Annotated in this window: 19 protein-coding genes and 1 tRNA gene; 7 read left to right on the top strand and 13 right to left on the bottom strand. The window is 63.7% G+C overall.

Annotated features, from left to right (window positions below; translation table 11 throughout):
• Positions 1 to 138: P1 family peptidase (locus tag EOA28_RS40000; RefSeq protein WP_348633421.1), on the top strand; the 138-nt coding region annotated here is incomplete at its 5' end.
• Positions 139 to 168: 30 nt separating this feature from the next.
• Here the strand turns inward: EOA28_RS40000 and EOA28_RS03855 are convergent.
• The 4 genes from EOA28_RS03855 to EOA28_RS03835 all read right to left on the bottom strand — a co-directional run bounded on the left by EOA28_RS03855 (position 169) and on the right by EOA28_RS03835 (position 4,057).
• Positions 169 to 420 carry a DUF768 domain-containing protein gene (locus EOA28_RS03855; RefSeq protein WP_126062491.1) on the bottom strand — a complete coding sequence of 84 codons (252 nt, stop codon included), beginning with the start codon at positions 418 to 420 and terminating at the stop codon, positions 169 to 171.
• 525 nt (positions 421 to 945) lie between these two features.
• Positions 946 to 2,346 (bottom strand): NAD(P)-dependent oxidoreductase, encoded by a 1,401-nt coding sequence (locus tag EOA28_RS03845; RefSeq protein ID WP_128314578.1) that lies wholly within the window; start codon positions 2,344 to 2,346, stop codon positions 946 to 948.
• A 403-nt stretch (positions 2,347 to 2,749) separates the two neighbouring features.
• Positions 2,750 to 3,343: a DJ-1/PfpI family protein gene (locus tag EOA28_RS03840; RefSeq protein WP_112130067.1), complete on the bottom strand. Its 594-nt coding sequence runs from the start codon at positions 3,341 to 3,343 to the stop codon at positions 2,750 to 2,752.
• Positions 3,344 to 3,358: 15 nt separating this feature from the next.
• Positions 3,359 to 4,057 (bottom strand): GntR family transcriptional regulator, encoded by a 699-nt coding sequence (locus tag EOA28_RS03835; protein ID WP_127252889.1) that lies wholly within the window; start codon positions 4,055 to 4,057, stop codon positions 3,359 to 3,361.
• A gap of 224 nt (positions 4,058 to 4,281) precedes the next feature.
• Between EOA28_RS03835 and EOA28_RS03830 the strand changes: the two genes are divergently transcribed.
• The 3 genes from EOA28_RS03830 (at position 4,282) to EOA28_RS03820 (ending at position 7,838) form a co-directional block, all read left to right on the top strand.
• Positions 4,282 to 5,508, top strand: a complete 1,227-nt coding sequence (locus tag EOA28_RS03830) for an iron-containing alcohol dehydrogenase (RefSeq protein ID WP_127252888.1) — start codon at positions 4,282 to 4,284, stop codon at positions 5,506 to 5,508.
• Positions 5,509 to 5,526: 18 nt separating this feature from the next.
• A complete protein-coding gene (locus EOA28_RS03825; protein WP_127252887.1) occupies positions 5,527 to 7,014 on the top strand; it encodes an NAD-dependent succinate-semialdehyde dehydrogenase in 1,488 nt (495 codons plus the stop codon).
• Between the two features lie 110 nt (positions 7,015 to 7,124).
• Complete coding sequence (locus tag EOA28_RS03820; RefSeq protein ID WP_348628736.1) at positions 7,125 to 7,838, top strand: alpha/beta hydrolase; 714 nt, start codon at positions 7,125 to 7,127, stop codon at positions 7,836 to 7,838.
• A 309-nt stretch (positions 7,839 to 8,147) separates the two neighbouring features.
• On the opposite strand, the gene EOA28_RS03815 is transcribed toward EOA28_RS03820, so the two are convergent.
• Positions 8,148 to 8,224, bottom strand: a tRNA-His gene (locus tag EOA28_RS03815).
• Between the two features lie 335 nt (positions 8,225 to 8,559).
• A complete protein-coding gene (locus EOA28_RS03810; RefSeq protein ID WP_128314577.1) occupies positions 8,560 to 9,027 on the bottom strand; it encodes a phasin in 468 nt (155 codons plus the stop codon).
• Between the two features lie 271 nt (positions 9,028 to 9,298).
• On the opposite strand from EOA28_RS03810, the gene EOA28_RS03805 reads away from it, so the two are divergent.
• Positions 9,299 to 13,312: a PAS domain S-box protein gene (locus EOA28_RS03805; protein WP_128314576.1), complete on the top strand. Its 4,014-nt coding sequence runs from the start codon at positions 9,299 to 9,301 to the stop codon at positions 13,310 to 13,312.
• Between the two features lie 244 nt (positions 13,313 to 13,556).
• Here the strand turns inward: EOA28_RS03805 and EOA28_RS03800 are convergent, their stop codons facing one another.
• Positions 13,557 to 15,515 carry an acetoacetate--CoA ligase gene (locus EOA28_RS03800; RefSeq protein ID WP_127252959.1) on the bottom strand — a complete coding sequence of 653 codons (1,959 nt, stop codon included), beginning with the start codon at positions 15,513 to 15,515 and terminating at the stop codon, positions 13,557 to 13,559.
• A 264-nt stretch (positions 15,516 to 15,779) separates the two neighbouring features.
• On the opposite strand from EOA28_RS03800, the gene EOA28_RS03795 reads away from it, so the two are divergent.
• Positions 15,780 to 17,660: an AsmA family protein gene (locus EOA28_RS03795; RefSeq protein WP_127252958.1), complete on the top strand. Its 1,881-nt coding sequence runs from the start codon at positions 15,780 to 15,782 to the stop codon at positions 17,658 to 17,660.
• 37 nt (positions 17,661 to 17,697) lie between these two features.
• On the opposite strand, the gene EOA28_RS03790 is transcribed toward EOA28_RS03795, so the two are convergent.
• The 6 genes from EOA28_RS03790 to EOA28_RS03765 form a co-directional block, all read right to left on the bottom strand.
• The gene (locus EOA28_RS03790; RefSeq protein WP_042640957.1) at positions 17,698 to 18,516 is read right to left on the bottom strand and encodes an ABC transporter permease subunit; all 819 of its coding nucleotides are present in this window, start codon (positions 18,514 to 18,516) and stop codon (positions 17,698 to 17,700) included.
• The gene (locus tag EOA28_RS03785; RefSeq protein WP_127252957.1) at positions 18,513 to 19,475 is read right to left on the bottom strand and encodes an ABC transporter permease subunit; all 963 of its coding nucleotides are present in this window, start codon (positions 19,473 to 19,475) and stop codon (positions 18,513 to 18,515) included. The genes EOA28_RS03790 and EOA28_RS03785 overlap by 4 nt, the downstream gene beginning before the upstream one ends.
• 8 nt (positions 19,476 to 19,483) lie before the next feature.
• A complete protein-coding gene (locus EOA28_RS03780; RefSeq protein ID WP_127252956.1) occupies positions 19,484 to 20,623 on the bottom strand; it encodes an ABC transporter ATP-binding protein in 1,140 nt (379 codons plus the stop codon).
• 79 nt (positions 20,624 to 20,702) lie between these two features.
• Complete coding sequence (locus tag EOA28_RS03775; protein WP_126079084.1) at positions 20,703 to 21,800, bottom strand: polyamine ABC transporter substrate-binding protein; 1,098 nt, start codon at positions 21,798 to 21,800, stop codon at positions 20,703 to 20,705.
• 558 nt (positions 21,801 to 22,358) lie between these two features.
• Complete coding sequence (locus EOA28_RS03770; RefSeq protein WP_127252943.1) at positions 22,359 to 23,309, bottom strand: DMT family transporter; 951 nt, start codon at positions 23,307 to 23,309, stop codon at positions 22,359 to 22,361.
• Between the two features lie 211 nt (positions 23,310 to 23,520).
• Positions 23,521 to 24,963 carry an XRE family transcriptional regulator gene (locus EOA28_RS03765; RefSeq protein ID WP_127252942.1) on the bottom strand — a complete coding sequence of 481 codons (1,443 nt, stop codon included), beginning with the start codon at positions 24,961 to 24,963 and terminating at the stop codon, positions 23,521 to 23,523.
• A gap of 250 nt (positions 24,964 to 25,213) precedes the next feature.
• Here EOA28_RS03765 and aceA point away from each other — a divergent pair.
• A partial coding sequence (gene aceA, locus EOA28_RS03760) for an isocitrate lyase (protein ID WP_128314575.1) occupies positions 25,214 to 26,047 on the top strand: 834 nt, incomplete at its 3' end.

The raw sequence follows: 26,047 nt of genomic DNA, 5'->3' as shown, positions 1-26,047 counted from the left end.
CCTTTCTTCGACGCGGTCGTGCAAGGCGTCGAGGAGGCGATCCTCAACGCGCTCACCGCCAATGAGGACATGACGGGACGCGACGGCAATTTCGTGCCGGCGCTGCCGAAGGGTTGGCTAAAGGAGAAATTCGGCTAAGAAATACCGTCTGCCCGCGCCGGCACGTTTTCACTCCGCCGGCGTGTCGGGCTTGGCTTCGCTATTGCCCTCTTCGGCGGCTTCCTCGAGGCGCGACGCGATCAGTTCCTGGATGTCGCCGACCTCTTCCTGGATGTCCTCGAGGAGAATGCCTGCCTCGGCGGCTTTGGCGCAGCACTCCTTGGCGAGAGTCTCGGCCTGCTCGATCTGGATCGGCGAATGCTGGCATTGGACTTTCTCGCCAATCCATCCGCGCAAGAACTCGATCGCATGTTCACTCATACTGCTTCTTCCCTGGCGGCAAAGCCGGTTGGTAGCCATGAACGTCCGCACCCTGCAAAGGATGCATGCCCCATTCGAACCGAGTCGCCCCCGACCGGCAAGACATCTTGGCCATGAGACAAGACATCTTGGCCATGAGACGCAGAGCCGCAGGAATGGAAGGGTTCGAGGTGCACGTTCAGATCATTGAGAATGATGGAATGGTGGGCCGGGATCGACAGAAGGCCGTCGTCGTTGTTTTTGCTTGCCTTTTTCTAACTTCGACAGCGCATTTGCATCACAAACCGTATCGCGGCTTCCCGGTCAACGCTGCCCCGGCCCGAGCCGGAGCAGGCGCTATATAGTGGCATCCTCTTGCAATGTCGACTCGGGGCTCCGCCGTCCGGGCGGCTACCTCCCCAAAAGGTTGGTTCGACGGTCCTCAGATGCGTCAGCATGCCAGCGCTGGCGCGTTCGGAGTCGCGCGCCAGCAACACATCCAGGACGAGTTGGTGCTCGCTGGAGACTGAGAGCGAAACCTAAGGATTATTTTGACGTGAACGGCCCGGAAAGATGATGGTTGCGCAGCAAGGTAGAGAGCCGGTTCGCCGCCTCGGCGAAGAATTCGCCTTCCGAAGAGAGCAGCGCCTCCCGCTCTTCCACGGATGCAGCCAGGAGACGCTCCCAGAATCCGGCCACGACAGCGCCCGCACCGGCCAAGTCGGCGGCAACCGCCTGGTCCGCGGCGAGTGCCGCGAGGTGCCGAGGCGTAATGCCGCCGATACCGGGAGGGACTTTCGCCCCCATATCGACGAAACCCGGAGGCAGCGAGCCTTTCAGATTGGTAACCTGACGCTCGGTGATGACCGCATGGATCTGATCGACCGCCTGCCTGGCGCCCGCGACGCGAGACGGGTGATCGGTGTCGGCCGCGGCATGGGGGAGAAGTTCCAGACGCGGGCTATAGGCTTCGACCAGTTTGAGATAGGGCAGCATTGGTCCCGAAAGCGTGCCGCCGTCCCTGAACAGGTCCGCATCGATCGCCGCATGGGAAACGCGCCCTGACGCCAGCGCGCGCTCCAGCGCTGCAACATCGACCAGCTCGCCGCGATCATAGTTGATAAGCACGGCGCCGCGGTTGAGGAGGGAGAGGACTTCATCTCCAATCAATCCGGCATTGGCGTATCGTTGCGCGCCGGGATCGAAAGCACCGAGGCCAAGGTGGACTGAAAGCGCGTCGGCGCCGCGCGCCGCGTCTTCCATGGTTGCGGCGTAGTCGAAGCCTTCCAGCTCGATCCATTTTTGGTGACGGGGCCGCGCATGAATGGCGACCCGCATGCCGAAGGCCTGGCCGAGCCTGGCGAATTCCCGGCCGATATTGCCATAGCCGATCACCGCCAGTCTTTTGCCTTCGAGCTTCTCGGTCGGGTAATGGCGCAGGTCCTTTCCCGTATCGAACTGCCCGCCGGCAACGAGGGCGTTGAGCTTGTCAACTGGAAGGTCAGGCCTGACTTTCAGCAGCGCCTTCATGGCCATCTGCGCGGTGGCGCGGCTGTTGATGCCGGGCGTGTTCATCAGCGGCGCTTCGCCGCCTTCTCCGCTGCCGCCGCCCCAGGATGCCGAGCCCATATTGCCGGTGCCGGCGCCGATGCGCACCCCGCCGAGCCGGAACCTGGTCTCGGCCGGAATGAACGTCGCGGCGGCGATGACGGCGTCGTAGCGGCCGTCGCCGGCCTCGGCCAGCAATTCGTCGCGCGTGCTCAATTGCGGCTGGTAGAAGAAATGCAGCTTGCCGGGGTCAAGCGCGCCGGCCTTGGCGATGCCTGTCTGGTGGAACACGCCCCCCTTGGCTTCGATGTAGGCCTTGACCTCGCTATGGTCGGCATTGCCATCGGCCCCAAACCGGAGGCCGACAAAATCGCAGATCAGAATATTGGCCGATGTCATGATGCGTCGTTTCCCTGCAACTATCTCCAGCTACTCCAATCCGTTATGCGATGGAGCAACGTGAAACGGCATATCCGGGTCGCAAGCGAGAGATTTGCCGCAGGAGTCTAGAGTCTGTCGGCTCTGAACGGCGACAGACCGACCATCGGTTGGTCGGCCGGAAAGCCGGCCGGATTGGATAATCTCGGGTTCCGCTGCCGTCGAAGAACAGCCACTCTTCGACAGATGAACGATTGGAATCGTTGTGTACTTGGAGCGGTGCGCCTTCCGTCTGGAATCGGCCACCTGCTCCAAGTCTTTCTGCGTCCCGAAGATCCTAAAGCGCGTCGCGATTTTTCAGATAGCCCCATGCGCTTTAGGTTTTTGATTCCCGAAACCGGTTGCCACTTTCGGGAGACATGCTTTACCCGTGCCGGATTTCCGTGCCGAGCACTTTCAGGCATTCCCGGATGAAGGCGGCGAGAGCCGTCCAGCCCTTGGCCGAAACCATCGTGCCGTCGACATAAGCCTCCGTCGGAGACAGGTCGATATAGGTGCCGCCGGCGAGCGTCACTTCCGGCTCGCAGGCCGCCAGCGCACCGACCTTCTTGCCGCGTACGACGCCATCGACCGCGATCAGGATCTGCACGCCGTGGCAGATGGTGAAGATCGGTTTCTTCGTTTCGTGGAAATGACGCACCATCGCCTGAATGCGCTTGTCGGTGCGGATGTATTCTGGTCCGCGGCCGCCGGCGCAATAGACGGCGTCGTACTGATCGAGCTGCTTCTCCGCGTCGGCGAACGTCTTGTTGATCAGGGCATAGTGGCCGAGCTTCTCGGTATAGGTCTGGTCGCCCTCGAAATCGTGCAGCGAGGTCTTGATCACGTCCCCGGCATTCTTGTCGGGGCAAACGACGTGCACGGTGTGACCGACGGCTTCCATCGCCTGCTGATAAACAAAGATTTCGTATTCCTCGGTGAACTCACCGGTCAGCATCAGTATCTTCTTGGCTGGCATGACTTGTCCTTTCGGTTACTCGAAGGCGGGCAGGAGGCGGTCCCGCGAATTCTCAATGTGCACGTGCATCGCCTTCTCGGCGGCATGCGCGTCGCCGGCCGCGAAAGCAGCGAGAATCGCCTCATGCTCATCCAGCGCTTCTTCGGTGACGCGCGAGTGGTACATCAGGCGGAAAATGTGGAAGTGCGTATGCTGGTGGTTCAGCGTCTCGCGGATGAGCTCGTTCTGCGCGAACTCCATGATCTTGTCGTGGAAGATCGCGTCCTGCCGCGCGAAATTGGAATAGCGCAGGCGCTCGTCCTTCCCCACCCGCCGCGCCATCACGCCCGCCGCTTCCTGCAACACCGCGAGGCGCTCTTCGTCCAGCGCTGCCGTAGCCTTGGCGGCGGCAGCGGGCTCCAACAGAAGGCGCAGCTCGTAAAGCTCGTCAAACCGGCGCCGGGTGATTTGCGGGGCCGCGCGATAGCCGATCAGGTGGGTCTTGACCACCAGGCCCTCGCCCTCCAAGCGTCCGAGCGCTTCGCGGATAGGCGTGTGTGAAACGTCGAATTCCCTGACGAGGTTGTCGACGGTAATGCGCGATCCGGGCGGAATCTTCAGCGACATCAACTGCGCGAAGATTGCTTCGTAAACATCGCCCGCCAAGCTGTTGGCGCGCAGGATGCGGCCGCTTGAGCGAGCTTCGGTTTCAACCGTCAGGTCGGGATTTTCCATCGGTTTCCTCTTGACAGGAGCAAGCCCTAACACGATGCTCCGGTCAATTCAATAGGATATCCTATACGATTTTATAGAGGATACGCACGGATGGGCTAGGAACCTCACTCCGCACTCAACGACGCGAGCAAGAAGCCGACGAAGCACCGGCGTCCGAACTGAAGGCCGCCCCTACCGATGATCACGACGTTTGTTCATCAGTCTCTTTCGAAAGATCTCAGTCCATGACCCTCTTTGCAGCCGCGCGCCTGCCGCGCGAAATCCTCTTCGGCAAGGGCCAGCGCCATGCGCTGCCGGCCATTGCCGGGCGATATGGCCGGCGCGCATTCATCTGCACCGACGAACGGCTCGCCGGCACGCCTGAGTTCATCGAGATGCTCGATGGGCTGAAGGCTGCCGTGATCGACACGCTCGTCCACGACCGCACCTTGCCGGATGTGCCGCGTGACAGCGTCGGCGCCTGTATCGCGGAGGCGAAGGGATTCAGGCCGGACATGGTGATCGGCGTCGGGGGCGGCAGTTGCCTCGACATGGCCAAATGCGCCGGGCTGCTCATCAGCCATGGCGGCAAGCTCCAGGACTATTATGGCGAGTTCAAAGTGCCGGGCCCCACCCTTCCCCTTATCGCTGTGCCGACCACGGCCGGCACGGGTTCCGAAGTCACTCCCGTCGCGGTGATCTCCGACCCGGAGCGGACGCTGAAGGTCGGTATCTCCAGCCCGCATCTCATTGCCGCGGTCGCTCTGTGCGACCCGGACCTGACGGCGACCTGCCCGCCATCACTGACCGCCATCGCCGGCGCCGACGCGCTGACGCATGCGATCGAGGCCTTCACCGCGGCAAGACGCGGCGCCGATGCCGATCTGGCGCAACGCCATGTCTTCGTCGGCAAGAGCGCGCTGACCGATCATTTCGCCCTTCTGGCGATCAGGCTCCTGGGCCGCAGTCTCGAAGCAGCCTATCGCGACGGGTCGAACGAGAATGCACGGGCCGATGTCATGATGGGAGCGTTGGCCGCCGGCTGCGCCTTCGGCACGGCGGGAACCGCCGCCGCCCATGCGGTGCAGTACCCGGTCGGCGCGCTCACCCACACGCCGCATGGCCTGGGCGTCGCCACGATGCTTCCTTATGTGATGCGCTACAACCTGTCGGCGGCAAGCTCGGATATCGCGGAAATCGGCATTGCGCTTGGCCTGCCGCGCCAGGACCGCGATGCCGGTCAGCTGGCCGATGCCACAATCACGGAAGTCGCGCGACTGTTCAACGCCATCGGCATCACCCGGACGCTGGCTGACCTCGGTCTTGCCGAGGACAAGATCGACTGGACGGCGGAACAGGCGCTCGGCATCGACCGGCTGATCAAGAACAATCCCCGCCCCTTCGACCTGCCCGCGATGCAGCGCCTGGTCAGGGCTGCTTACAGCGGCGATATGTCCGCCGTGACGATGTGAGGGACGGAGCCCAAACCCATGAACATTTCGATAGACCTATTCGACCAGGATCCCGACATGACTGAATATGCCGCGTTTTCGCATGGACTCTATATCGGTGGCGAATGGCGCCCCTCCTCGAACGGCCGTGTCATCGAAGTGGTCGATCCATCGACCGAAGCTGTGATCGCCGCGGTCCCGGACGCGACGCTCGCCGACGCCGCGGCAGCGGTCGAGGCGGCGGCACAGGCAGCGACCAGCTGGCGCGAGACCCCGCCGCGCAAGCGGTCGGAGATCCTGAGGCGCTGCTTCGAGCTGATGACCGAACGTGCCGAGACCTTGGCCGCGTTGATTTCGCTGGAGAACGGCAAGGCCCTGCGTGACGCGCGCGGCGAAGTCGCCTATGCGGCCGAGTTCTTCCGCTGGAACGCGGAGGAAGCGGTTCGCATCAGCGGCGAGTTCGGCCTTGCGCCGTCGGGCGCGAACCGGATCGTGGTCGACTTCCAGCCCATCGGCATTTGCGTTCTGATAACACCGTGGAACTTCCCGGCGGCGATGGCCACGCGCAAGATCGCGCCGGCGCTTGCCGCCGGCTGCACCGTCATCCTGAAGCCGGCCAGCGAGACGCCGCTGACGGCCTACGCGCTTGCCGCCCTCTACGAGGAAGCCGGCGTGCCGCCGGGCGTCGTCAACGTCATCACCACCTCGAATCCGGGGCCGGTGATCGCGGCAATGCTGGCCGACGCCCGCGTGCGGAAGCTCTCCTTCACCGGCTCGACCGGCGTCGGCCGCGTGCTTCTCGGCGAGGCGGCGAAGCACGTCATTTCCTGTTCGATGGAACTTGGCGGCAATGCGCCCTTCATCGTGCTCGACGACGCCGATCTGGAAGCGGCGCTCGACGGCGCGATGATCGCCAAGATGCGCAATGCCGGCGAGGCCTGCACGGCGGCCAACAGGCTCTACGTCCAGGCGGGCATTCACGATGCGTTCGCCGAAGGCCTGCGCAAACGCATGGCGGCGCTCGCCATCGGCCCCGGCACGGATTCGGAAACCGAATGCGGGCCGATGATCACCAGGAAAGCCGTGGACAAGATCGATCGGCTCGTCCAGGACGCGGTCGCGCGCGGCGCCAAGATTCTGTGCGGCGGCGCGGTCGCCGAGGGCCGAGGATTTTTCTATCCGCCCACGGTGCTGAGCGACGTGCCGGCCGACGCCGCCATGGCTCATGAGGAGATATTCGGTCCCGTGGCGCCAATCAGCCGCTTCGAGGACGAGGCGGAGGTCATCGCAAAGGCGAACGATACCGAATACGGCCTTGCCGCCTATATCTACACGCGCGATCTTGCGAAAGGCATGCGCATGGCGTCGAAGATCGAGTCCGGCATGATCGCGCTCAATCGCGGCCTGATGTCGGACCCTGCCGCGCCCTTCGGCGGCGTCAAGCAGAGTGGGCTTGGGCGCGAGGGCGGCCAGAAGCACGGCATCGCCGAGTTCATGGAGGCGAAATACATCGCCGTGACGATCTGATGAGACAGATGGCGAAAGATCCATTCCGTATTCGCGACCATGTCCCCGAGTTCGACGACATCGTCGCCGATATCGTCCGGCGCAGCGCCCAGACCAGGGCCAAGGTTCCGATGGCCGCCGACGTGCCTTACGGACCGGACGGCACGGAGACCGTCGACCTGTTCTTCCCGCAGGGCAAACGCGATCACCTGCCGGTGCACATGTTCATTCATGGCGGCTACTGGCGCATGTTCTCCAAGCGCGACTATTCCTACGTAGCGGACACCGTCGCCAACGCCGGAGCGATTGCCGTCATCGTGGATTACGCACTGATGCCGAGCGTGAGAATGGCGACGATCGTCGATCAAATACGCCGCGCGAGGCAATGGATAGACGACCATATCGCGAGCTATGGCGGCGATCCCGACCACCTGACGGTAAGCGGCCATTCCGCGGGGGCGCATCTCGCGACAATGCTCTTTGACGACAACACCCGGCCTTCAGGCATCAAAGGCGCGCTCCTGCTCGGCGGTGTCTACGATCTAAGACCGTTGCAGGAGTCGTTTCTCGCGGCCGAGATCGCGATCACCGACGACGAGGTTGAGCGGTTCTCGCCGATAAATCATCGCTTCGATCCGGACGTGGCGGTTGAGATATCCGTCGGCGCCGAGGAAACGCCGCCCTTCCACAGCCAGGCCGCCACGCTTGCGGAGCGTTTCGAAGGGGAAGGGCTTGCCGTCTCGCCCACAAGCCTTGCAGGGGCCAACCACATGAGCAGCGTCCGCGACCTTGGCTTGGCCGGAACCGGGGCCGCATCATCCCTGGCTCGCCTGCTGGGCGTATGAAGGCCATATCGCCGCCAGCGATAAGAGAGCTTCACGAACGTGATCCGTCAACGTTATGACGCGTCCTGCTCGAGAACTTCCATGGGCGGCGACGTGTAAATCCGGATCGAAAGGTGCGCGATCGCAGTAGACCACTATGATGGAGGAGGATGCAGCGGCCAGAGCGCGCTCTTCGCGCGTTCGTCCCTACCATCCGTTTGCACCAAAATAGGGAGCACAATTTGTGGGGAAAATCGCAAGCAGATGCGAAGCTTACGATCGAACTTCCCAATTTAAATCGAAAAATCAGTTACTTACGCGGGAAGGCGATGGTACCGTTGGCTGGGCTCGAACCAGCGACCCCCAGATCCACAATCTGGTGCTCTAACCAACTGAGCTACAACGGCACATTCCAGGCGAGCGCTATCCAGGAATCCTGAGGATGCGCTCCATCGTTGGCGATGCGTCCAATACGGGCTATCGGATTCTAATTCAAGGCCCTTAATAAGGCAAAGGACGGGTTGTCCTCGTCGCACCTTGCATAAGGCAAAAAGAAAAGGCCGGCGGGAGGAGGTGCCGGCCTTTTCCTGTTACGAGCCAGCGGGAGGAGGTGCTGGCTGGTCACCCCGGAAACAGAGGGAGGAGGTTCCGCTTCCGGGTATCTGGTTATTCAACTCTATCGCATAACTATTTGTCTGACGAAATGCGACGTTTTGATGCATCGCGCAGTTGTGCGCGAAAATTAGGCAGCCTTGACGTCCTTGATCGCCTTCTCGAAGGCACTCTTGACCGGCTTGGCTACATCCTCGACCGCCTTGGTGGCAACGGCCTGGAACTCCTTGGCCTGCTCCACGGCCATTTCGGCGCGCTTGCGCAGGAAAGCGATCTGCAGCTCGACGACTTCCGAAAGGGTCTTGGCGCCGACCAAGGCCTCAAGGTGCGAGAAGCCGGCTTCGGCATTGGCGCGCAGCGCGGCGATCGCCTTGAGCGAAACGTCGCTGGAGACGGCCTTGGCGGTCTCGTAGGTCGACTCCAGAACCTTCTGGGTCTCCTCGGCACCGGTCTTCAGCTTGGCATAGGCCTCTTTCGACTGCTCGACGCCCTTCTCGGCGAAGGCGCGGATCTGGTCGGTGGCCTTGGACGCGTCGAAGCTCGGGAACTCAACGTTTTCGATGGTCTCGGCAGCGGTCTTAGCGGTGGTCTTGGACATTTTCCAACCTTTTCGGGATAGCGGCTTTGACAGAAAGCCGTCTCGTTCATTCATAGTGGCAATATAGAGGATTTTTTGTGCATTGCAACATCTTTGTTGCACCGCACCATAAGATCTTCCCGTACGTCAACCGTAGCGTCAGCCGCTGGGCCGTTAACCAAGAGCCTAGAGATTTCGGCCTATGCAAGCCAGGGCTTGTGGACCTTCGGACCGCGGGCTTTTATTAACAAAGCGTTAACTGAAATGCCCGCTCCGGAGGGTTGCCCAGCGCATGCCGCCTGAAAACTACTCCTTCCTCGACGTCGCCGTGCTCGACGCGGTGCGCCAGCGCTTTGCCGCTGGCGACGCCCTGGCCATTTTGTCGGCCGACCTCGAGCAGGTGATCTGGGCGAACGGACCGGGGGCGTCGGTGTTCGGCTATCCGGATATCGAGGCCATCATCGGCGCATCGGCGCGGCTGCCGCTGATCGCCAGGCGGCAGATCATGGCGACCAGCGGCTTTCCCGAGATTGGCAGCGACCGTGCCATCACGGTGAGGCTGGCCACCGGCATGGTGAGCCGTGCCGTCGGCTTCCTGGCCAGCGCCGTGACAATGCCGGACGGCGAGAAGGCAATCATGCTGGCGGTGCCGGCGGCGCAGACTAGCTCACGCAGCGCCGGCGAAATCGCCGGCCGCGCCATCGGCGGTTTTACCGAGGCCGGACATTTCATCGCCTTCGTCGACGCGCAAGGCAGCGTCGAAGCGGCCTCGGACGGCTTCGCGGCGCTCGGCATCGAGCCGCGGACCCTGGCTGCGCTGGTTGCGGATGTGGCAAGCAGCGGCGACCGTGTCGTCAAGCGCCTTGTGCCTGGCAGTGGTACTTCCTACCCGGCCGGTTTCGCGCGGCTCACCGACACACGGCATCTGCTGGTGGTGATCGATGAAGACCAGCTCGACGGCGACCAAGAGGAACAGCCGACCGCCGGCCAGGGCGATCGGCCCGAAAGTGAGCAAGTCGCGACGCCAGGCACCGTTGCGGCCACGCTGTCGGGTGAAAGCCTGGCCGCCGAGCCCGAACCCCGGCCGGTCCAGGACAATAGCCCCGCGCCGGCCATGACGGCCGGCGAACAGGCCAAGCTGGTCCCGGAGCCTGCTGAAGGCGATGCACCGACTGACGCTGGAAGCCGGACCGATCATCAGGCGGATGCCGCCGAGCCCAGCCAACAGGCTTCGGACGCCGGCGGCGGCCAGCATGACCATTGGTATTTCAACGCCGGCGACGATGACGCCGGGCAGGTTCAACCGGCAGCGCCGGCGAAGGATGAGCCGAAGGAGGTTGTCGCGGCCGAAGGCCTGCGGCCGGGTGGTGGCGAGACGGCCGCGCGCGAAACCATCATGCCGTCGCGGCCAGCCCTGCCCCGCGGCATCGACCGTTCGGCGCCACCCCTGCGCTTCGTCTGGCGCACCGACGCCGACGGCAAATTCAGCGCGTTGTCGCCCGAATTCGCAGACATCGTCGGCCAGCCCGCCGCCGATGTGATCGGCCGCCGCTTCAAGGACGTCGCCACCATCTTCGGGCTCGACACCTCGGGCGAGATCGCCGGTCTGCTCGAGCGGCGCGACACCTGGTCAGGCCGATCGGTGCTGTGGCCGGTGGCCGGAACCGATCTGAAGATACCGGTCGATCTGGCGGCGCTGCCCGTCTATGGCCGCAGCCGCGCCTTCGAGGGTTTTCGCGGCTTCGGCGTCGCGCGCGCGGCCGACGCCGTGGTCGATCCCGAAGCGCTCGGCATGGCGCTGGTGCCTAATGCCGCGCCTGCCGGGAGCGAGCCGTCGGTCGAGCAGCCAGCCGCGGAGCAGGCGCAACCGGAACAGCCAAAGCCCGCAGATCCGTTCCAGGGCGAAGTGCCGGCGCTGAGCATCGTGCCGAAGCCGGAGCGGCGCTTCGCCGACAAGGTGATAAGGCTGGCCGAGCACCGCCAGCCGGCCAACGACAAGCAGCCGGGCAGCGACACGCCCGCAAGTCAGAAGAGCCTGTCGATCCTTGAGCGCAGCGCCTTCCGCGAGATTGGCGAGCGGCTGCGCAAGGACAATTCCCTGCCCGCCGAGCCGGGCGCCGCCGAAGCCGGCAAGCAGACCGATGCGGTTGTTGCCGGCAAGGACGAGGCAACAGCGAAAGAGCCCGCCGTCGCAACGAAGGCCGAGGCAAACCAGCCAACGACGCTTGAAGAGGCGGCGCACGAGAACCCGGCGCTGGAGGCGACGCCGGCACCCGCGCCGGAAGCCTCGGAAACCTCTGACGCGAAGGCTGATGCGGAGACCGCTGAAGCACAGACCGAGGCGGAAGACCAGGAAGACCTGGCGAGGCTCGACGGTATCGATGACGCCGCCGCGACGGGCGACGCAGGCAAGACGGTGACGCCGGCCGCTTCCGGCTCGCTGCTCAGCTACGCCGATGGTGAGAAATCCGAGGAAGAAGCCGGCGTCGAACCTGCTTCCGAGGACAGCCAGGCAGCGCTCGCCCGGCAGGCGGCCGAGCGTGCCGCTTCCGAGCCGCGGCAGCCGGAGGAACGGCCAGTGACCGAGCCGGTCGCCGAAGAGCCGGCTCGCGATGCGACGGCGGACGATGACAGCATGACCGCCGACGATTTCCGCGATGCGCAAGACAGCGAGGATTGGGCCGGCTCCGACGCCGACGCGGCGACGGCCGCGGAAGAACCCGTAACGCCGGCGCGGCCACGCCTGGACGTGCCGCCACTCAAGCTCGCAGGCTTTGTGCCCTCCGCTTTTTCGACCGGAGAGGAAGCCAAGGCGCCCGATACGTCCATCCTCGCCAGGCTGCCGGTGCCGCTGCTGATCCATTCGGGTGACGAGCTCCATTACGCCAATGACGCCTTCCTCGAACTCACCGGCTACGATGCGCTGGACGACCTCGCGGATGCGGGGGGCCTGGGCGCGTTGTTTGCCGATCCCTATGCCGAGGATGCCGGCGCGGACGAAAGCGACCACTCGCTTAAGCTCAAGAGCCGCCAGGGCCTGGAATTTCCAATCGAAGCCCTGCTTCGCTCGGTGCCATGGCGGGGCGGCAAGGCGCTCATGCTGGTGGTGCGGCGCTCCGGCGAGGACGATGCCGCGCATTTCACCGCCGCCAATGACGAGCCGGCGCTGCAGCCGGACGTGCCGGAATTGAAATCGCGCATCGCCGAGATGCGCACCATCATCGACACCGCCACGGACGGCGTCGTACTGATCGGCCGCGACGGCAACATCCGCTCGATCAGCCGGCCGGCGGAAGCCCTTTTCGGCTTCGACAGCGACGAGGTCGCCGGCAAGCCCTTTGCCTCGCTGTTCGCCATCGAAAGCCAGCGCGCGGCGCGCGACTATCTCGCGGGCCTTTCGGAGCCGGGCGTGGCGAGCGTCTTGAATGACGGCCGCGAGGTCATCGGCCGCGAGGCGCAGGGACGTTTCATCCCGCTGTTCATGACCATCGGCAGGCTGCCGAACGACAGCGGCTTCTGCGCCGTGGTGCGCGACATCACGCAATGGAAGCGGGCCGAGGAAGACCTGACCCAGGCACGCGCGGTTGCCGAGCGCGCGTCCTCGCAGAAGACGGATTTCCTGGCCCGCATCAGCCATGAGATCCGCACGCCGCTCAACGCCATCATCGGCTTTTCCGAGCTGATGGTGGACGAGAAATTCGGTCCGATCGCCAACGACCGCTATCGCGACTACCTGCGCGACATCAACCGGTCAGGCAATCATGTGCTCGACCTCGTCAACGACCTGCTCGATATCTCGAAGATCGAGGCCGGCCAGCAGGAGATGGATTACGAGGCGGTGTCGCTCAACGACACGCTGGCCGAGACGGTGGCGATGATGCAGCCGCAGGCCAATCGTGAGCGCGTCATCATCCGGTCCAGCTTCGCCTCGCGGCTGCCGGAAGTGGTGGCGGATTTGCGAAGCGTGCGCCAGATCGCCCTCAACATCCTGTCCAACGCCATCCGCTATACCCAGGCCGGTGGCCAGGTGATCGTCTCGACCGCTTACGAAGCCTCAGGCGATGTCGTCATGCGCGTGCGCGATACCGGCATCGGCATGACCCCGGCCGAGATCGAGCAGGCGCTGAAGCCGTTCAAGCAGATCAATGCGCTGAAGCGCGGACGCGGCGACGGCACTGGCCTCGGCCTGCCCCTCACCAAGGCCATGGTGGAGGCGAACCGAGCCCGCTTCGCCATCACCTCGACGCCGGGCGAAGGAACCCTGGTCGAGGTCGTCTTCCCGTCGACCCGCGTGCTTGCCGAATAAGATCGTCTCGGTTCCAAAGAAAAAGGCGTCCGGGAGGACGCCTTGAGAAATGGGATGCTGTCACAACGGGGGCTTGAACTGAACCTCAGGGGACGAGGAACGGGATTTCTCCCTCAAGTTACACGCGACTATCGAGGTCGTCCCTTAACAAGTCCTTACCGGACCTCGGAAAAGTTTACGAATGTGTACCACCCGTGAAATCTAGGTAAATTCGCCGTACCGATTTCGTTAACCATGCCATCCGTCAGCCCGCCAGCTGCGGCAGGTCGCGGAACAGCTCCAGCGCTTCCGGGTTTGCAAGCGCTTCCTTGTTCTTCACGGCACGGCCGTGGACCACGTCGCGCACCGCGAGTTCGGTGATCTTGCCGGACTTGGTGCGCGGGATGTCGGTGACGGCGACGATCCTGGCCGGCACGTGACGCGGGCTGGCGCCGGTGCGGATCCTGGCGCGGATGCGCTTTTCCAGATCCTCGTCCAGGGTCACGCCGGCGGCCAGCCGCACGAACAGCACGACACGGACGTCATTGTCGAAATCCTGGCCGATGCAGAGCGCCTCGAGGATTTCCGGCATCTGTTCGACCTGGTTGTAGATCTCGGCCGTGCCGATCCGGACCCCGCCCGGATTGAGCGTCGCATCCGAACGGCCATGGATGATCATGCCGCCATGCGCCGTCCATTCGGCGAAGTCGCCATGGCACCAGACATTGTCGAAACGCTCGAAATAGGCGGCGTGATACTTCTTGCCCTCGGGGTCGTTCCAGAAGCCGATCGGCATCGACGGGAAGGCCTTGGTGCAGACAAGCTCGCCCTTCTCCTGCCGGATCGGCTTGCCGTCGTCGTCCCAGACGTCGACAGCGAGTCCGAGACCAGGTCCCTGGATTTCCCCGCTCCAGACCGGCTCGGTCGGCACGCCGAGCACGAAACAGGACACGATGTCGGTGCCTCCCGAGATCGAGGCCAGATGCACGTCCTTCTTAATGCCGTCATAGACGAAGCGGAAATCCTCCGGCGACAGCGGCGAGCCGGTGGAGGAGACGGTGCGCACGCTGGACAGATCGTGGCTCGCGATCGGCTTGAGCCCTGCCTTGCGAACGGAATCGATGAACTTCGCCGAGGTGCCGAAATAGGTCATCTGCTCGGCGTCGGCGAAATCGAACAGCACATTGCCGTCGGGGTAGAATGGGGAGCCGTCATAGAGCAAAAGCGAAGCGCCCGAGGCGAGGCCCGAGACCAGCCAATTCCACATCATCCAGCCGCAGGTGGTGAAATAGAACAGACGGTCGCCGTCGAGCAGGCCGGCATGCAGGCGATGCTCCTTGACATGCTGGATCAGCGTGCCGCCGGCCGAGTGCACAATGCATTTCGGTATGCCGGTCGTGCCCGAGGAAAACAAGATGTAGAGCGGATGCGCGAAAGGCAGCCGCTCGAAGCTGACCGTCCTGGCGGCGAATGGCGAGAGCGCTTCCTCGAGCGCGGTCGCCTTGTCGATGGTGGCGGCCACGTCGGCCGAGGTGCCGAGATAATCGACGATCAGCACCTTGCGCAGTATGGTGAGCTTGGCCGCCACGGCGCGGACCTTGTCGGCCACCTCGATCGCCTTGCCGTTGTACCAATAGCCGTCCGGCGCGATGAAGACGACCGGTTCGATCTGGCCGAAGCGGTCGAGCACGCCCTGCTCGCCGAAATCGGGAGAGCAGGACGACCATACCGCGCCGATCGAGCTCGCCGCCAGCATCGCGGCGATGGTGTCTGGCATGTTCGGCATCATGGCGGCGATGCGGTCGCCGGCCTTGACGCCGAGCGACAGGAAAAGCTGCTGCAGCCGCGAGGTCAGCGCGTGAAGCTCGTTCCAGGATAGCCGGCGCTCGACCTTGTCCTCGCCGCGAAAGACGATGGCAGGACCGCCGCCGGTCTTCTGCAAAAGGTTCTCGGCAAAGTTCAACTTGGCGTCAGGAAAGAAAGCCGCGCCGGGCATCCGCTCGCCGTCGATGAGGCCCCGCTCGCCTCTGTCGCCGACAAGCCCGCAGAAATCCCAGACCAGGCTCCAGAAAGCTTCTCGATCCTCGATCGACCAGCGGTGAAGTTCCGCGTAGCTGGAGAAAGCCTCCCCGGCCTTCGCTGCCGCGGCCTTCATGAACGCGGTTAACGGCGCTGCGTCGATCCGCTCCTGCGTCGGGGTCCACAAAGGTGTGTCGGCGGTCATGATCGCTCCTCCCAAAGCGCGTCGCGAACGAGCCAGTTAAGCTCAACATCGCCTATGCCATCGTTCCAAAAACGGCGCGCAACCGTGGACCGGGGTCGTACGGTCGCTTATGCATATTGCAGCGCAGCAGAGCAAGATTTTGTTCGCGCGACCCATGGCTGTCCCTGCGCAAATGCCATCGCAAGGCCATAAAGACTTGAAAAGCGTCGGCGCTCGGTTACACCGTCGGGCGATTTTGTCGGCAATAGAAGCATACGGGGCGAAATGCCATCATCTTTGATCCGGCGCGGGGTGTGGGCGATCGGCGTTGCCGTGCTCGTCATCGCGCTCGCGGTCGCGGCGCTGCCGCTGATTGCCTCGACCCGCATCGTGCGGGACCGCATCGCCTGGGAATTGAGCGCCTGGAGCGGCTTCAGGGTCACGATCGACGGCTCGCCGCGCATCGAGGTTTGGCCGAAGTTCCGGGCCATCCTCAGCGACGTGACCCTGTCGCAATGGACAGAGACCGACGCGCCGCCGGTGGTCGAGGCCGATCGCGTGGAGGTCGATCTCTCAGCCATGGCCGCCTTGCAGGGCGACGTCGCCTTCTCGACCGCAAGGCTGGTGCGCCCGACGATCAGGGTGCAGCGCATGTCGAACGGCTTCTATCTGCCACCGCTTCCGACCGGGGGCCGCATCACGCGCTCGATCGATACCGCGCGCGGTGTGGTCGCCGCCAACCCGCAGAAGCCCGACCTCGGCAGATTGCCTTCCGATCCGTTCGGCACCGTCGAGTTCCGCGATGGCCGCGTCGTGACGACGGCCGACGGCAAGGACACCGAAATCCTGAGCAGCCTGAGCGGCCAGGTGAACTGGGAGGCGATGAACAGTGATGCATCGCTGACCGCGACCGGAATCTGGCGCGGCGAGACCGTGCAGCTCGATTTCTCCTCGGCGAAGCCGCTGGTGCTGTTTGCCGGAGGCGCGGCGCCTGTCACCCTCTCCTTCAAGGCGGCACCAGCGACATTCTCCTTCGACGGAACGGCCTCGATGTCGGACAATGCCTATCTGGATGGCCAGGCGAAGTTCGCCGCCCCGTCGCTGCGGCGCGTGCTGGAGTGGTCGCAGGCCGGCCTCGCGCCGGGCGCCGCGATCGGGGCGGTCTCGGTCGCCAGCAAGGTGAACGCCTCGGCGGGGCGCGCGAAATTCGAGAACACGACCGTCACGCTGAACAACAATCCGGGCATGGGAGCGCTGGATTTCTCCTTCGCCGAAGGGCGCCCGGTGATCGCCGGCACGCTCGCCTTCGATACGCTGGATCTAAGATCTTTCCTGTCGGCCTTCACGCCCGTCGCGCCCACCAGCGAGGCCGGCCCAGGCGACATCGACACCAGCTTCGCCGACCGCATCAACCTCGACCTCAGGCTGTCAGCGGCGCATGCCATGGCGGGACCGGTGCAGCTCGCCGACGTCGCGGCGACCGCGCAGGTCAAGAACGGTCTTGCCGTCTTCGACATATCCGACGCGTCGGCCTTCAACGGCACCATCCAGAGCAGCCTGCGCTTCGACCGCAAGCCTGAGGGCACGCAGGTGGAGCTGCGGCTCCTGGCGTCGGATGTGGATACGGGAGCCTTTGCCACCGCGGCGGGAATGACGCGGCTGGTGCCGGCCGGCACCGGCACGGTGTCGGTCATCCTCAAGGGACCGGGCAAGGCGTGGAATTCGATCTTTGAGAATGCCGACGGATCGTTCTCGGCGACGTTCGGGCCGGGCACGCTCAACGGGCTCGACCTGCCGGCCTTCCTCAAGCGCAACCAGCAAGGCGGCTTCTTCGCGCTTGACGACGTCGCCAATGGTTCCCTGCCGATCGACGGCGCCGAGATCAAGGCAAGCATATCGAAGGGCGTAGCGCGCCTCGACAAGGCCGAGATCAATGCGCAGAAATACAAGATCTGGCTGTCGGGCATCGCCTCCTATGTCGGACGTGGGCTGGCGCTCTCGGGCGGCGTGATGCCCAGCGGACAGCCCGCACAGCAGCCCCAGCAGGCCAACGGCCAGGCGGCCAATCCGCCTCCCGCAGTGCCGAACCAGTCGCTGTTCTTCGTCGGCGGCAACTGGAGCGCGCCGTTCATCTCGCCGATCGCTCCCGGCGTTTCAGGCCAGTAAAATTCGGGGGCGCGAAGAGCGCCCCCGCCAGTTAAATTTAGCCGCGTTGCGCGGCCTGCTCGTCGAGCTGGCGCTGGATCTCGCGACGCTTGTTGGCGATCGAGGCGATGATGACGCCGACAGCCACGACCGCGATCAGGATGGTGCAGGCGGCGTTGATTTCCGGCGTCACGCCGAGACGCACCTGGCTGTAGATCTTCATCGGCAGCGTGGTGGCGCCCGGGCCCGAGGAGAAGCTCGCGATGACCAGATCGTCGAGCGAGAGCGTGAAAGCCAGCATCCAGCCGGAGATGATCGCCGGCAGGATGACCGGCAAGGTGATCTGGAAGAAGGTCTTCACCGGGGGCGCGCCGAGATCCATCGCCGCCTCCTCCAGCGAGCGATCGAACGAGACCAGCCGCGACTGCACGACGACGGCGACGAAGCACATGGTGAAGGTGATGTGCGCGAGCGTGACCGTGAAGAAGCCGCGGTCGAGCCCGACGGCGACGAAGAGCAAGAGCAGCGACAGGCCCGTGATGACCTCCGGCATGACCAGCGGCGCGAAGACCATGCCCGAGAACAGCACCCGGCCCCGGAAGCGCGTGTAGCGCGTCAGCGTGATGGCGGCGAGCGTGCCGAGCACGGTCGCCACCGTCGCCGAGATGACGCCCACGCGCGCCGTCACCCAGGTGGCGTCCATCAGGCCCTGATTGTGGAATAGCGACACGTACCACTTGGTCGAGAAGCCGCCCCAGACGGTGACGAGCTTCGATTCGTTGAAGGAAAAGACGATCAGAAGCACGATCGGCAGATAGAGGAAGGCAAAGCCCAGCACGATCGAGGTGATGTTGAAGCGGCTCCAGGTCGAGTTCATCTGCCCTGCTCCTGTGCCTTTGCTTGCGCCTGCTGGAAGAACATGATCGGGATGATCAGGACCAAGAGCAGGATGACGGCCACCGCCGAGGAGACCGGCCAGTCGCGGTTGGAGAAGAATTCGTTCCAGAGCGTCTTGCCGATCATCAGCGTCTGCGAGCCGCCGAGAAGGTCGGGGATGACGAACTCGCCGACGGCCGGGATGAACACCAGCAGGCAGCCGGCGACTACGCCGGGCAGCGACAGCGGGAAGGTGATCTTCCAGAAGGCGCCGATCGGCGGGCAGCCGAGATCCTCCGCGGCCTCGACCAGCGAATAGTCCATCTTTTCAAGCGACGAATAGAGCGGCAGCACCATGAAGGGCAGGTAGGAATAGACGATGCCGATGAAGATCGCCGTGTAGGTGTTCAGGATCACCAGCGGCTGGCTGATGATGTGCAGCGACGTCAGCAACTGATTGAGCAACCCTTCGGGCTTGAGGATGCCGATCCAGGCATAGACGCGGATCAGGAACGATGTCCAGAAGGGCAGGATCACCAGCATCAGCAGGGTCGGACGGATCGTCGCCGGCGCACGCGCCATGCCATAGGCGATCGGATAGCCGACGATCAGGGTGAGTATCGTCGAGATCCCCGCGATGACCAGGCTCGTCACATAGGCGTTGAAATAGAGCGCATCCTGGGTGAGCCAGGTGTAGTTATCGAAGTTGAGCTCGCGGAAGCCGGCGAGGAATCCTGAGATGCCGTCGCTGAAGTCGAGCACCGGCGTATAGGGCGGCATAGAGATCGCCGTCTGCGACAGCGAGATCTTGAAGACGATGATGAAGGGAACGAGGAAGAAGAACAGCAGCCAGAGATAGGGGATGATGATGACGAGGCGGTTGACGAAGCCTTTCGCCAGCCTCGCCGGCAGTGTCGTGGTTTGCGTCAATGGGGCGGCAGTCGCTGCGATATCGGTCATCTCAGCCTCTATCGGGTCAACACGACGCCGGCATCGGGCCGGAAGGAGACCCAGGCGCGGTCATTCCAGGTCAGCGGATCCTCGGTGACGCGCGAGGCGTTCAGCGCGCTTGCCCGCACGATCTGCCCGTCGTCGAGCCTGATGTGAAAGACGGTCATGTCGCCGAGATAGGCGACGTCATAGACCTCGCCTTCCAGCGCATTGACGGCATCAGCGGGCTTCTTCGAGGAGACCTTGATCTTTTCCGGCCGGATCGCGAAGACGATGTCGGAGCCGGCAGCGGCTTTGCCGCCATTGTCGACGACGATCTCAGCCCCGGTCGCGCCGGTGATGCGCGTCGCGTTTGCCGTATGCTCGGCAACCTTGCCCTCGAACATGTTCACGTTGCCGACAAAATGCGCCACGAAACGCGAGGTCGGCGCCTCGTAGATCTCGGCAGGCGTGGCGACCTGCATAACCTCGCCCTTGTCCATGATGGCGATGCGATCGGCCATGGTCATGGCTTCTTCCTGGTCGTGGGTGACGACGACAAAGGTGAGGCCGAGCTCCTGTTGCAGGTCCATCAGCTCGAACTGGGTCTCCTCGCGCAGCTTCTTGTCGAGCGCGCCGAGCGGTTCGTCGAGCAGCAGAACCTTGGGTCGCTTGGCGACCGAGCGGGCTAGCGCCACGCGCTGGCGCTGGCCGCCCGAGAGCTGATGCGGCTTGCGCTTGGCGAACTGCTCGAGCTTGACCAGCTTCAGCATCTCCGCGACGCGTTTTTCAATATCAGGCCCCGGCATGCCTTCCTGCTTGAGGCCGAAGGCGATGTTCTTCTCCACCGTCATATGCGGGAACAGCGCGTAGGACTGGAACATCATGTTGACGGGCCGCTTGTAGGGCGGGATGCCGCGCAGGTCCTGCCCGTCCAGCAGGATGCGGCCCGCCGTCGGCTCCTCGAAGCCGGCGAGCATCCTGAGCAGGGTCGACTTGCCGCAACCGGAGGCGCCGAGCAGCGCGAAGAATTCGCGCTCGAAGATGGTCAGCGACAGATTGTTGACGGCGGTGAAGTCACCGAACTTCTTGGTGACCTTGTCGAACTGGATATATGGCTTGGCGTTCGGGTCGTTCCATGGCGTGAAATCCCTGCGGATGCTGCCAAGCGATTTCATGATCCCCACTCCGTTACTTTTTTGATTCCCCAAAAGAAAGCGACCCCGGCAGTTGGCTGCCGGGGTCGTGTCTCAATGCTTACTGACCGGTGACGATCTTGGTCCAGGTGCGCGTGATGACGCGCTGTGTCTTTGGATCATATGGCTTGACGGTATAAAGCTTCTTGGTCGTCTCTTCGTCGGGATAGACCGCTGGATCTTCCAGGATCGCCTTGTCGACGAATTGCTGCGAAGCCTTGTTGCCGTTGGCGTAGAGCACGTAGTTCGACGACTTGGCGATGACTTCGGGGGTCATCATGTAGTTGATGAACTCGAGCGCTTCGGCGACATGCGGCGCGTCCGCCGGGATCGCCATCTGATCGAACCACATCTGGGCGCCTTCCTTCGGCACCGAATAGCCGATCTCGACGCCCTGCTTGGCTTCCTCGGCGCGGTTGCGCGCCTGGAAGACGTCGCCCGACCAGCCGATCGCCAGGCAGATGTCGCCATTGGCCAAGGCGTTGATGTATTCGGACGAATGGAACTTGCGGATATAGGGCCGGACCTTGAGCAACGCGTCCTCGGCCTTGGCAATGTCATCGGGCGAGGTGCTGTTGGGATCAAGGCCGAGATATTTCAGCGCCGCCGGAATGATGTCGGCGGGAGAATCCAGCACATAGACGCCGCAATCCTTCAGCTTGGCCAGCTTGTCCGGATTGAAGAAAACATCCCAGCTGTCGATCTTGTCGGTGCCGAGCGCAGCCGTCACCTTCTTGACATTATAGCCGAGGCCGACGGTGCCCCACATGTAGTTGACCGAATATTCGTTGCCCGGATCGTATTTGGCGGTGCGCTCGGAGATGACGTCCCACATGTTGGAGATGTTCGGCAGCTTCGACTTGTCGAGCTTCTGGAACACGCCCGCCTGGATTTGCCGCGCCAGGAAGTTCGCGCTCGGCACGACGACGTCGTAGCCGCTGCCGCCGGCCAGCAGCTTCGTTTCGAGGATCTCGTTGGAATCGAAGGTGTCGTAGACGACCTTGATGCCGGTCTTCTTGGTGAAGTCGTCAATGATCGAGCTGTCGATATAGTCCGACCAGTTGTAGACGTTGACAACGCGGTCCTCGGCATGGCCGCCTGCCGTGAAAAGCGTCAGAAATACCGACGTCGCCGAAAGCCAGAGCGCTTTGCGGATCATAGTGTTCTCCTTTGGTGAGTGTTCCCTTGCCGGCTCGTCGCGATATGGCGGCGCGGCATTGATTTCAGGCTATTGGGCTTTCCGAAGGGCAACAAGCGCGACCTGTCGGCGCTGCGCCGGGTTGCCGGTCGGTGGTCAAAGACCTCCCGCAGGGCGCCCTTGTAAGGTACCCGGGCGGCGTCAGCGGCGTTCGCCGTGGCGTGGGCAGAGATACGACGATGTGATCCGGCCCTGGTCGGGCCGGCAGAGACACTTGGCAAGATACGCCTGTCTTGTTGTTGCCGTGATCGCAGCCTGCCCGCCCGGCAGCGGGGTTGTCAATGGGGAAGGCTGCCTAAAGCGCGTCGCGCCGAGAGGGATTCAGGCGACGCGCTTTGGGTCTTTGTTTTGATGCATGTCGTTCGCCCAAAGACCGCTGCGCACTTTTGGGCGACATGCTGTTGTCTTGATCGCATGTCGTTGTCCCAGGACCGCTGCACACTTCTGGGCGACATGCTGTTGTCTTGATGCATGTCGTTCTCCCAAAACCGCTGCGCACTTTTGGGCGACATGCATTGGTCAATTGGGTGACGGCAGGCCGGTGATGCCGGGGCGCGCCGGCCGCGCCTGACGTTTGAACTCCAGGCCGATATGGACGAGCAGCGCGGTGACCACGATCGCGCCGCCGATGATGGTGCGCACCGACGGCACCTCGGAATGGACGAGCCAGACCCAGATCGGCCCGAGGATCGGCTCGAAAGTGCCGAGCAGCGCCGCGATTGCCGCCGGCACGAGCCGGGCGCCCATGGCAAAAAAGGCGAGGCCGACGCCGAGGTTGACGACGCCGAAGGCGAAGAGGAAGCCCATGTCGCGTGCGGACACCGCAAACTGCGAGGCCTGGGCGGCGGCAAAGATACCGGCAAGCAGCGCGCCGAGACAGGTGGCCGGCACCATGCGCACATGAGCAAAGCGCCGGGTGATCACCGTCGCGAACGAAAACATCACCGCAATCAGCAGCGCCAGGCCGTCGCCGATCGGGGACACGGCCCCGTCGAGGGATTCAGAGACCATGATGGCAACCCCAGCGATGACGGCGGCGATGGCAATCCAGGTGGCTTGGCTCACGCGCTCGCGAAACAGCAGCCAGGCGAGCAAGGCGGCCAGAAGCGGCACGCCGGCTTGCATCAGGAGAATGTTTGCAACCGTCGTATAGGCAAGCGCAACGATAAAGCTGGTCGAGGCCGTGGCAAAGCACAAGGTCACGCCGAGACCAGGCAGGCCCATATCGCGGAACAATCTCAACGTGCCCCGCCAGCCGTCGCGCCAGACCATGAACGCGACGAGGAAGGCCACCGCCCAGAGCGAGCGCCAGAACACCACGGCCCAGCTGTCGTCGACATGGATGAAACGGGCGATGGTGCCGCCAAAACTCCACATCAGCGCCGAGAGGAAGACCAGCAGCATGCCGATCCGCTCCTCGCGCGGCGAGACGTCTGGTAGGGCGACGCGAGGCGATGCGGTATCGGTCATGGACATGATTGTCAGCGAGTTATGCGCGCTATGGTGCACCAAGGACAACAGGAACTCTGCGTCTCAAACGACAGAACTGTGTCTCAATCGCGTAGCGCAAAGTAGAAAGCCGTGCGTGATCCAGCATTCACTGAAATGTGGGACAACGTCGCAGCGGTTTACTTCGACACAGGTCGAACCTGCACCCACGCGCAGGTCCGGACGGCGTGTATCATCCCTGAAAATCGAAGGCGCTGAGGCCCGTCACCATCTCGTCAAGGCCGAGCGGGCGCGTCACCGGCGGCTCGGCGCGCGCCAGGCAGCCGGCGCGCTCGCAAAGCCTGCAGGCGGGGCCGACCGGAGTGCCGAAACCTTGCCCGGGCTTGCCGGGGGATCCGGCCGGCAGCGCCGCGCCATAGACGATCTCGTCGCGAAAGCCGATATCGCAACCAAGCAGGAGCGCGGTGCGGCGCGGCCGTTCGGAGAAGGCGCTTTGCGGGCCTTCTAGGGTGCGGGCGATGCAAAGGAACTCGGCGCCATCGGGCATTTCCACCGCCTCGACCAGGATCTGGCCCGGCTGCGAGAAGGCCGCGTGAATGGGAAGCTTGGGGCAGCCGCCGCCGAAGCGACTTTGCGGATAACCCTGGCTGCCGGCCTTGCGGAAGCGGTTGCCGGCATTGTCGACTTCCAGCATGAAGAACGGCACGCCCGCCGCGCCCTGCCGCTGCAGCATGGTCAGGCGGTTGGCCGCCTGTTCGAAAGAGACGCCGAAGCGGGAACGCAAGACATCGATATCATAGCGGGCGCGAACGGCGGCGGCGTGGAAAGCCTGGTAGGGCATCATCAACGCATGCGCGGCATAGCGGCCGAGCTCGAAGCGGGCGAGCCGGCGGGCCTCGTCCGTGCCGAGCTTCAGCCCCTTGATCTCGCCCGCGACGGCCACCGACATGCGCATCAGGCTCGCCTCCATGGCGACTTCGCGCAGTTGATCGAAGGGCGACAGACGCTCCGACAGGAACAGGCGCTGCGAATGACGGTCATAGCGGCGGCGCCAGTTGGGCATGGTGGCGACCGGCAGCACCTTGACGACGATGCCGTGCTCGCGCCTCAACCAGGCCTTCAGCGCGCCGAACAGATCGTCGCCGGGCTCGAGGAGCGATGTGAAAGCCTCCGCCTCCTCCTCCAGCGCAGCAAAGTGGTTCGGCCGACGTTCGAACACTTCGTGGACTTCGTCGGCGGGCAGGCGCGCGCCGGACAGGGCGGTCGCCCTGCCCTCCTTGGCCAGCAGTTGGTTGAGATCGGACAGGCGCTCGGCCTGCTCGCGATAGGCGCGAAAGAGCTTCACCATCGCCGCCGAGGCATTGGGCGCCGTCTCGGCAAGGTCGATCAGTTCCTGATCACCGGGCAGTTCGCCGGCAAGAAGCGGATCGCTGAACGCTTCGCGCAAGGCCGCGATCGAGCCTTTGGTCTCTCCCTGCAATTCATGCGGATCGACCTTGTAGACGGAGGCCAGCTTGAGGATGAGTTGCACCGTCAGCGGCCGCTGGTTGCGTTCGATAAGATTGAGGTAGGAGGGCGAGATGCCCAATCCCTCGGCCATTGCCGTCTGGGTCAGCCCCCTGGCGTTGCGCAGCCGGCGCAGCCGAGGCCCGGCAAAGATCTTCTGGTCGGCCATCGCTTCCACCCTTGACAAGAATTTACAGGCGCATCGAACCCAACGCCCGCCTTGCCGCTTTTGCAATCATGACAAATTTACAGAGCAGACTTGTCAATGGCAACACAGCTTTTCCTTTATTTTCGGCACCAAGCGGCGGTTTCTCTGGCCTATTTCGCGCTGCAATGTAAACGATGTCATACACAGACGTCGCGGGATATGGCCTTGCGATGTGGCGCTGAAGCAGTTTTCAAACGATCCGGAGTGACCAATGACCGATTTTTACAACCTCGTCCCCTCCGCGCCGGAAGGCCGTTTCGATGGCATCGAGCGCCCCTACTCGCCAGAGGATGTGAAGCGGCTGCGCGGCTCCGTGCAAATCCGCCAGACGCTAGCCGAGATGGGTGCGAACCGGCTGTGGAAGCTCATCCACGAGGAGGATTTCGTCAACGCGCTCGGCGCGATGTCCGGCAACCAGGCCATGCAGCAGGTTCGGGCCGGGCTGAAGGCGATCTATCTCTCGGGCTGGCAGGTGGCCGCGGACGCCAACACGGCTTCGGCCATGTATCCGGACCAGTCGCTTTATCCGGCCAATGCGGCGCCGGAACTCGTCAAGCGCATCAACCGCACCCTGCAGCGCGCCGACCAGATCGAGACATCCGAAGGCAACGGGCTTTCGGTCGAGACGTGGTTCGCGCCGATCGTCGCCGATGCCGAAGCCGGTTTCGGCGGCCCGCTCAACGCCTTCGAGATCATGAAGGCCTTCATCGAGGCGGGTGCTGCCGGCGTCCACTATGAGGACCAGCTGGCGTCGGAAAAGAAGTGCGGCCATCTCGGCGGCAAGGTGCTGATCCCGACCGCGGCGCATATCCGCAACCTCAACGCGGCGCGCCTGGCGGCCGACGTGATGGGCACGCCGACGCTGGTCGTGGCGCGCACGGACGCGGAAGCAGCAAAGCTCTTGACCTCCGATATCGACGAGCGCGACCGGGCTTTTGTCGATTACGATGCAGGCCGCACGGTCGAGGGCTTCTACAATGTGAGGAACGGCATCGAGCCTTGCATCGCGCGCGCCGTGGCCTATGCGCCGCATGCCGACCTGATC

The sequence above is a fragment of the Mesorhizobium sp. M2A.F.Ca.ET.067.02.1.1 genome (assembly GCF_004023285.1).
Classification (GTDB): domain Bacteria; phylum Pseudomonadota; class Alphaproteobacteria; order Rhizobiales; family Rhizobiaceae; genus Mesorhizobium.
Note: the sequence above shows the minus strand (reverse complement) of the source record. Positions and strands in the feature narration are given on the sequence as shown.

What these genes read in the sequence shown, in the direction of transcription:
- EOA28_RS03855 (WP_126062491.1), bottom strand. Translation starts at nt 420, where the DNA reads ATGAGTGAACATGCGATCGAGTTCTTGCGCGGATGGATTGGCGAGAAA.
- EOA28_RS03845 (WP_128314578.1), bottom strand. Translation starts at nt 2,346, where the DNA reads ATGACATCGGCCAATATTCTGATCTGCGATTTTGTCGGCCTCCGGTTT.
- EOA28_RS03840 (WP_112130067.1), bottom strand. Translation starts at nt 3,343, where the DNA reads ATGCCAGCCAAGAAGATACTGATGCTGACCGGTGAGTTCACCGAGGAA.
- EOA28_RS03835 (WP_127252889.1), bottom strand. Translation starts at nt 4,057, where the DNA reads ATGGAAAATCCCGACCTGACGGTTGAAACCGAAGCTCGCTCAAGCGGC.
- EOA28_RS03830 (WP_127252888.1), top strand. Translation starts at nt 4,282, where the DNA reads ATGACCCTCTTTGCAGCCGCGCGCCTGCCGCGCGAAATCCTCTTCGGC.
- EOA28_RS03825 (WP_127252887.1), top strand. Translation starts at nt 5,527, where the DNA reads ATGAACATTTCGATAGACCTATTCGACCAGGATCCCGACATGACTGAA.
- EOA28_RS03820 (WP_348628736.1), top strand. Translation starts at nt 7,125, where the DNA reads ATGGCCGCCGACGTGCCTTACGGACCGGACGGCACGGAGACCGTCGAC.
- EOA28_RS03810 (WP_128314577.1), bottom strand. Translation starts at nt 9,027, where the DNA reads ATGTCCAAGACCACCGCTAAGACCGCTGCCGAGACCATCGAAAACGTT.
- EOA28_RS03805 (WP_128314576.1), top strand. Translation starts at nt 9,299, where the DNA reads ATGCCGCCTGAAAACTACTCCTTCCTCGACGTCGCCGTGCTCGACGCG.
- EOA28_RS03800 (WP_127252959.1), bottom strand. Translation starts at nt 15,515, where the DNA reads ATGACCGCCGACACACCTTTGTGGACCCCGACGCAGGAGCGGATCGAC.
- EOA28_RS03795 (WP_127252958.1), top strand. Translation starts at nt 15,780, where the DNA reads ATGCCATCATCTTTGATCCGGCGCGGGGTGTGGGCGATCGGCGTTGCC.
- EOA28_RS03790 (WP_042640957.1), bottom strand. Translation starts at nt 18,516, where the DNA reads ATGAACTCGACCTGGAGCCGCTTCAACATCACCTCGATCGTGCTGGGC.
- EOA28_RS03785 (WP_127252957.1), bottom strand. Translation starts at nt 19,475, where the DNA reads ATGACCGATATCGCAGCGACTGCCGCCCCATTGACGCAAACCACGACA.
- EOA28_RS03780 (WP_127252956.1), bottom strand. Translation starts at nt 20,623, where the DNA reads ATGAAATCGCTTGGCAGCATCCGCAGGGATTTCACGCCATGGAACGAC.
- EOA28_RS03775 (WP_126079084.1), bottom strand. Translation starts at nt 21,800, where the DNA reads ATGATCCGCAAAGCGCTCTGGCTTTCGGCGACGTCGGTATTTCTGACG.
- EOA28_RS03770 (WP_127252943.1), bottom strand. Translation starts at nt 23,309, where the DNA reads ATGACCGATACCGCATCGCCTCGCGTCGCCCTACCAGACGTCTCGCCG.
- EOA28_RS03765 (WP_127252942.1), bottom strand. Translation starts at nt 24,963, where the DNA reads ATGGCCGACCAGAAGATCTTTGCCGGGCCTCGGCTGCGCCGGCTGCGC.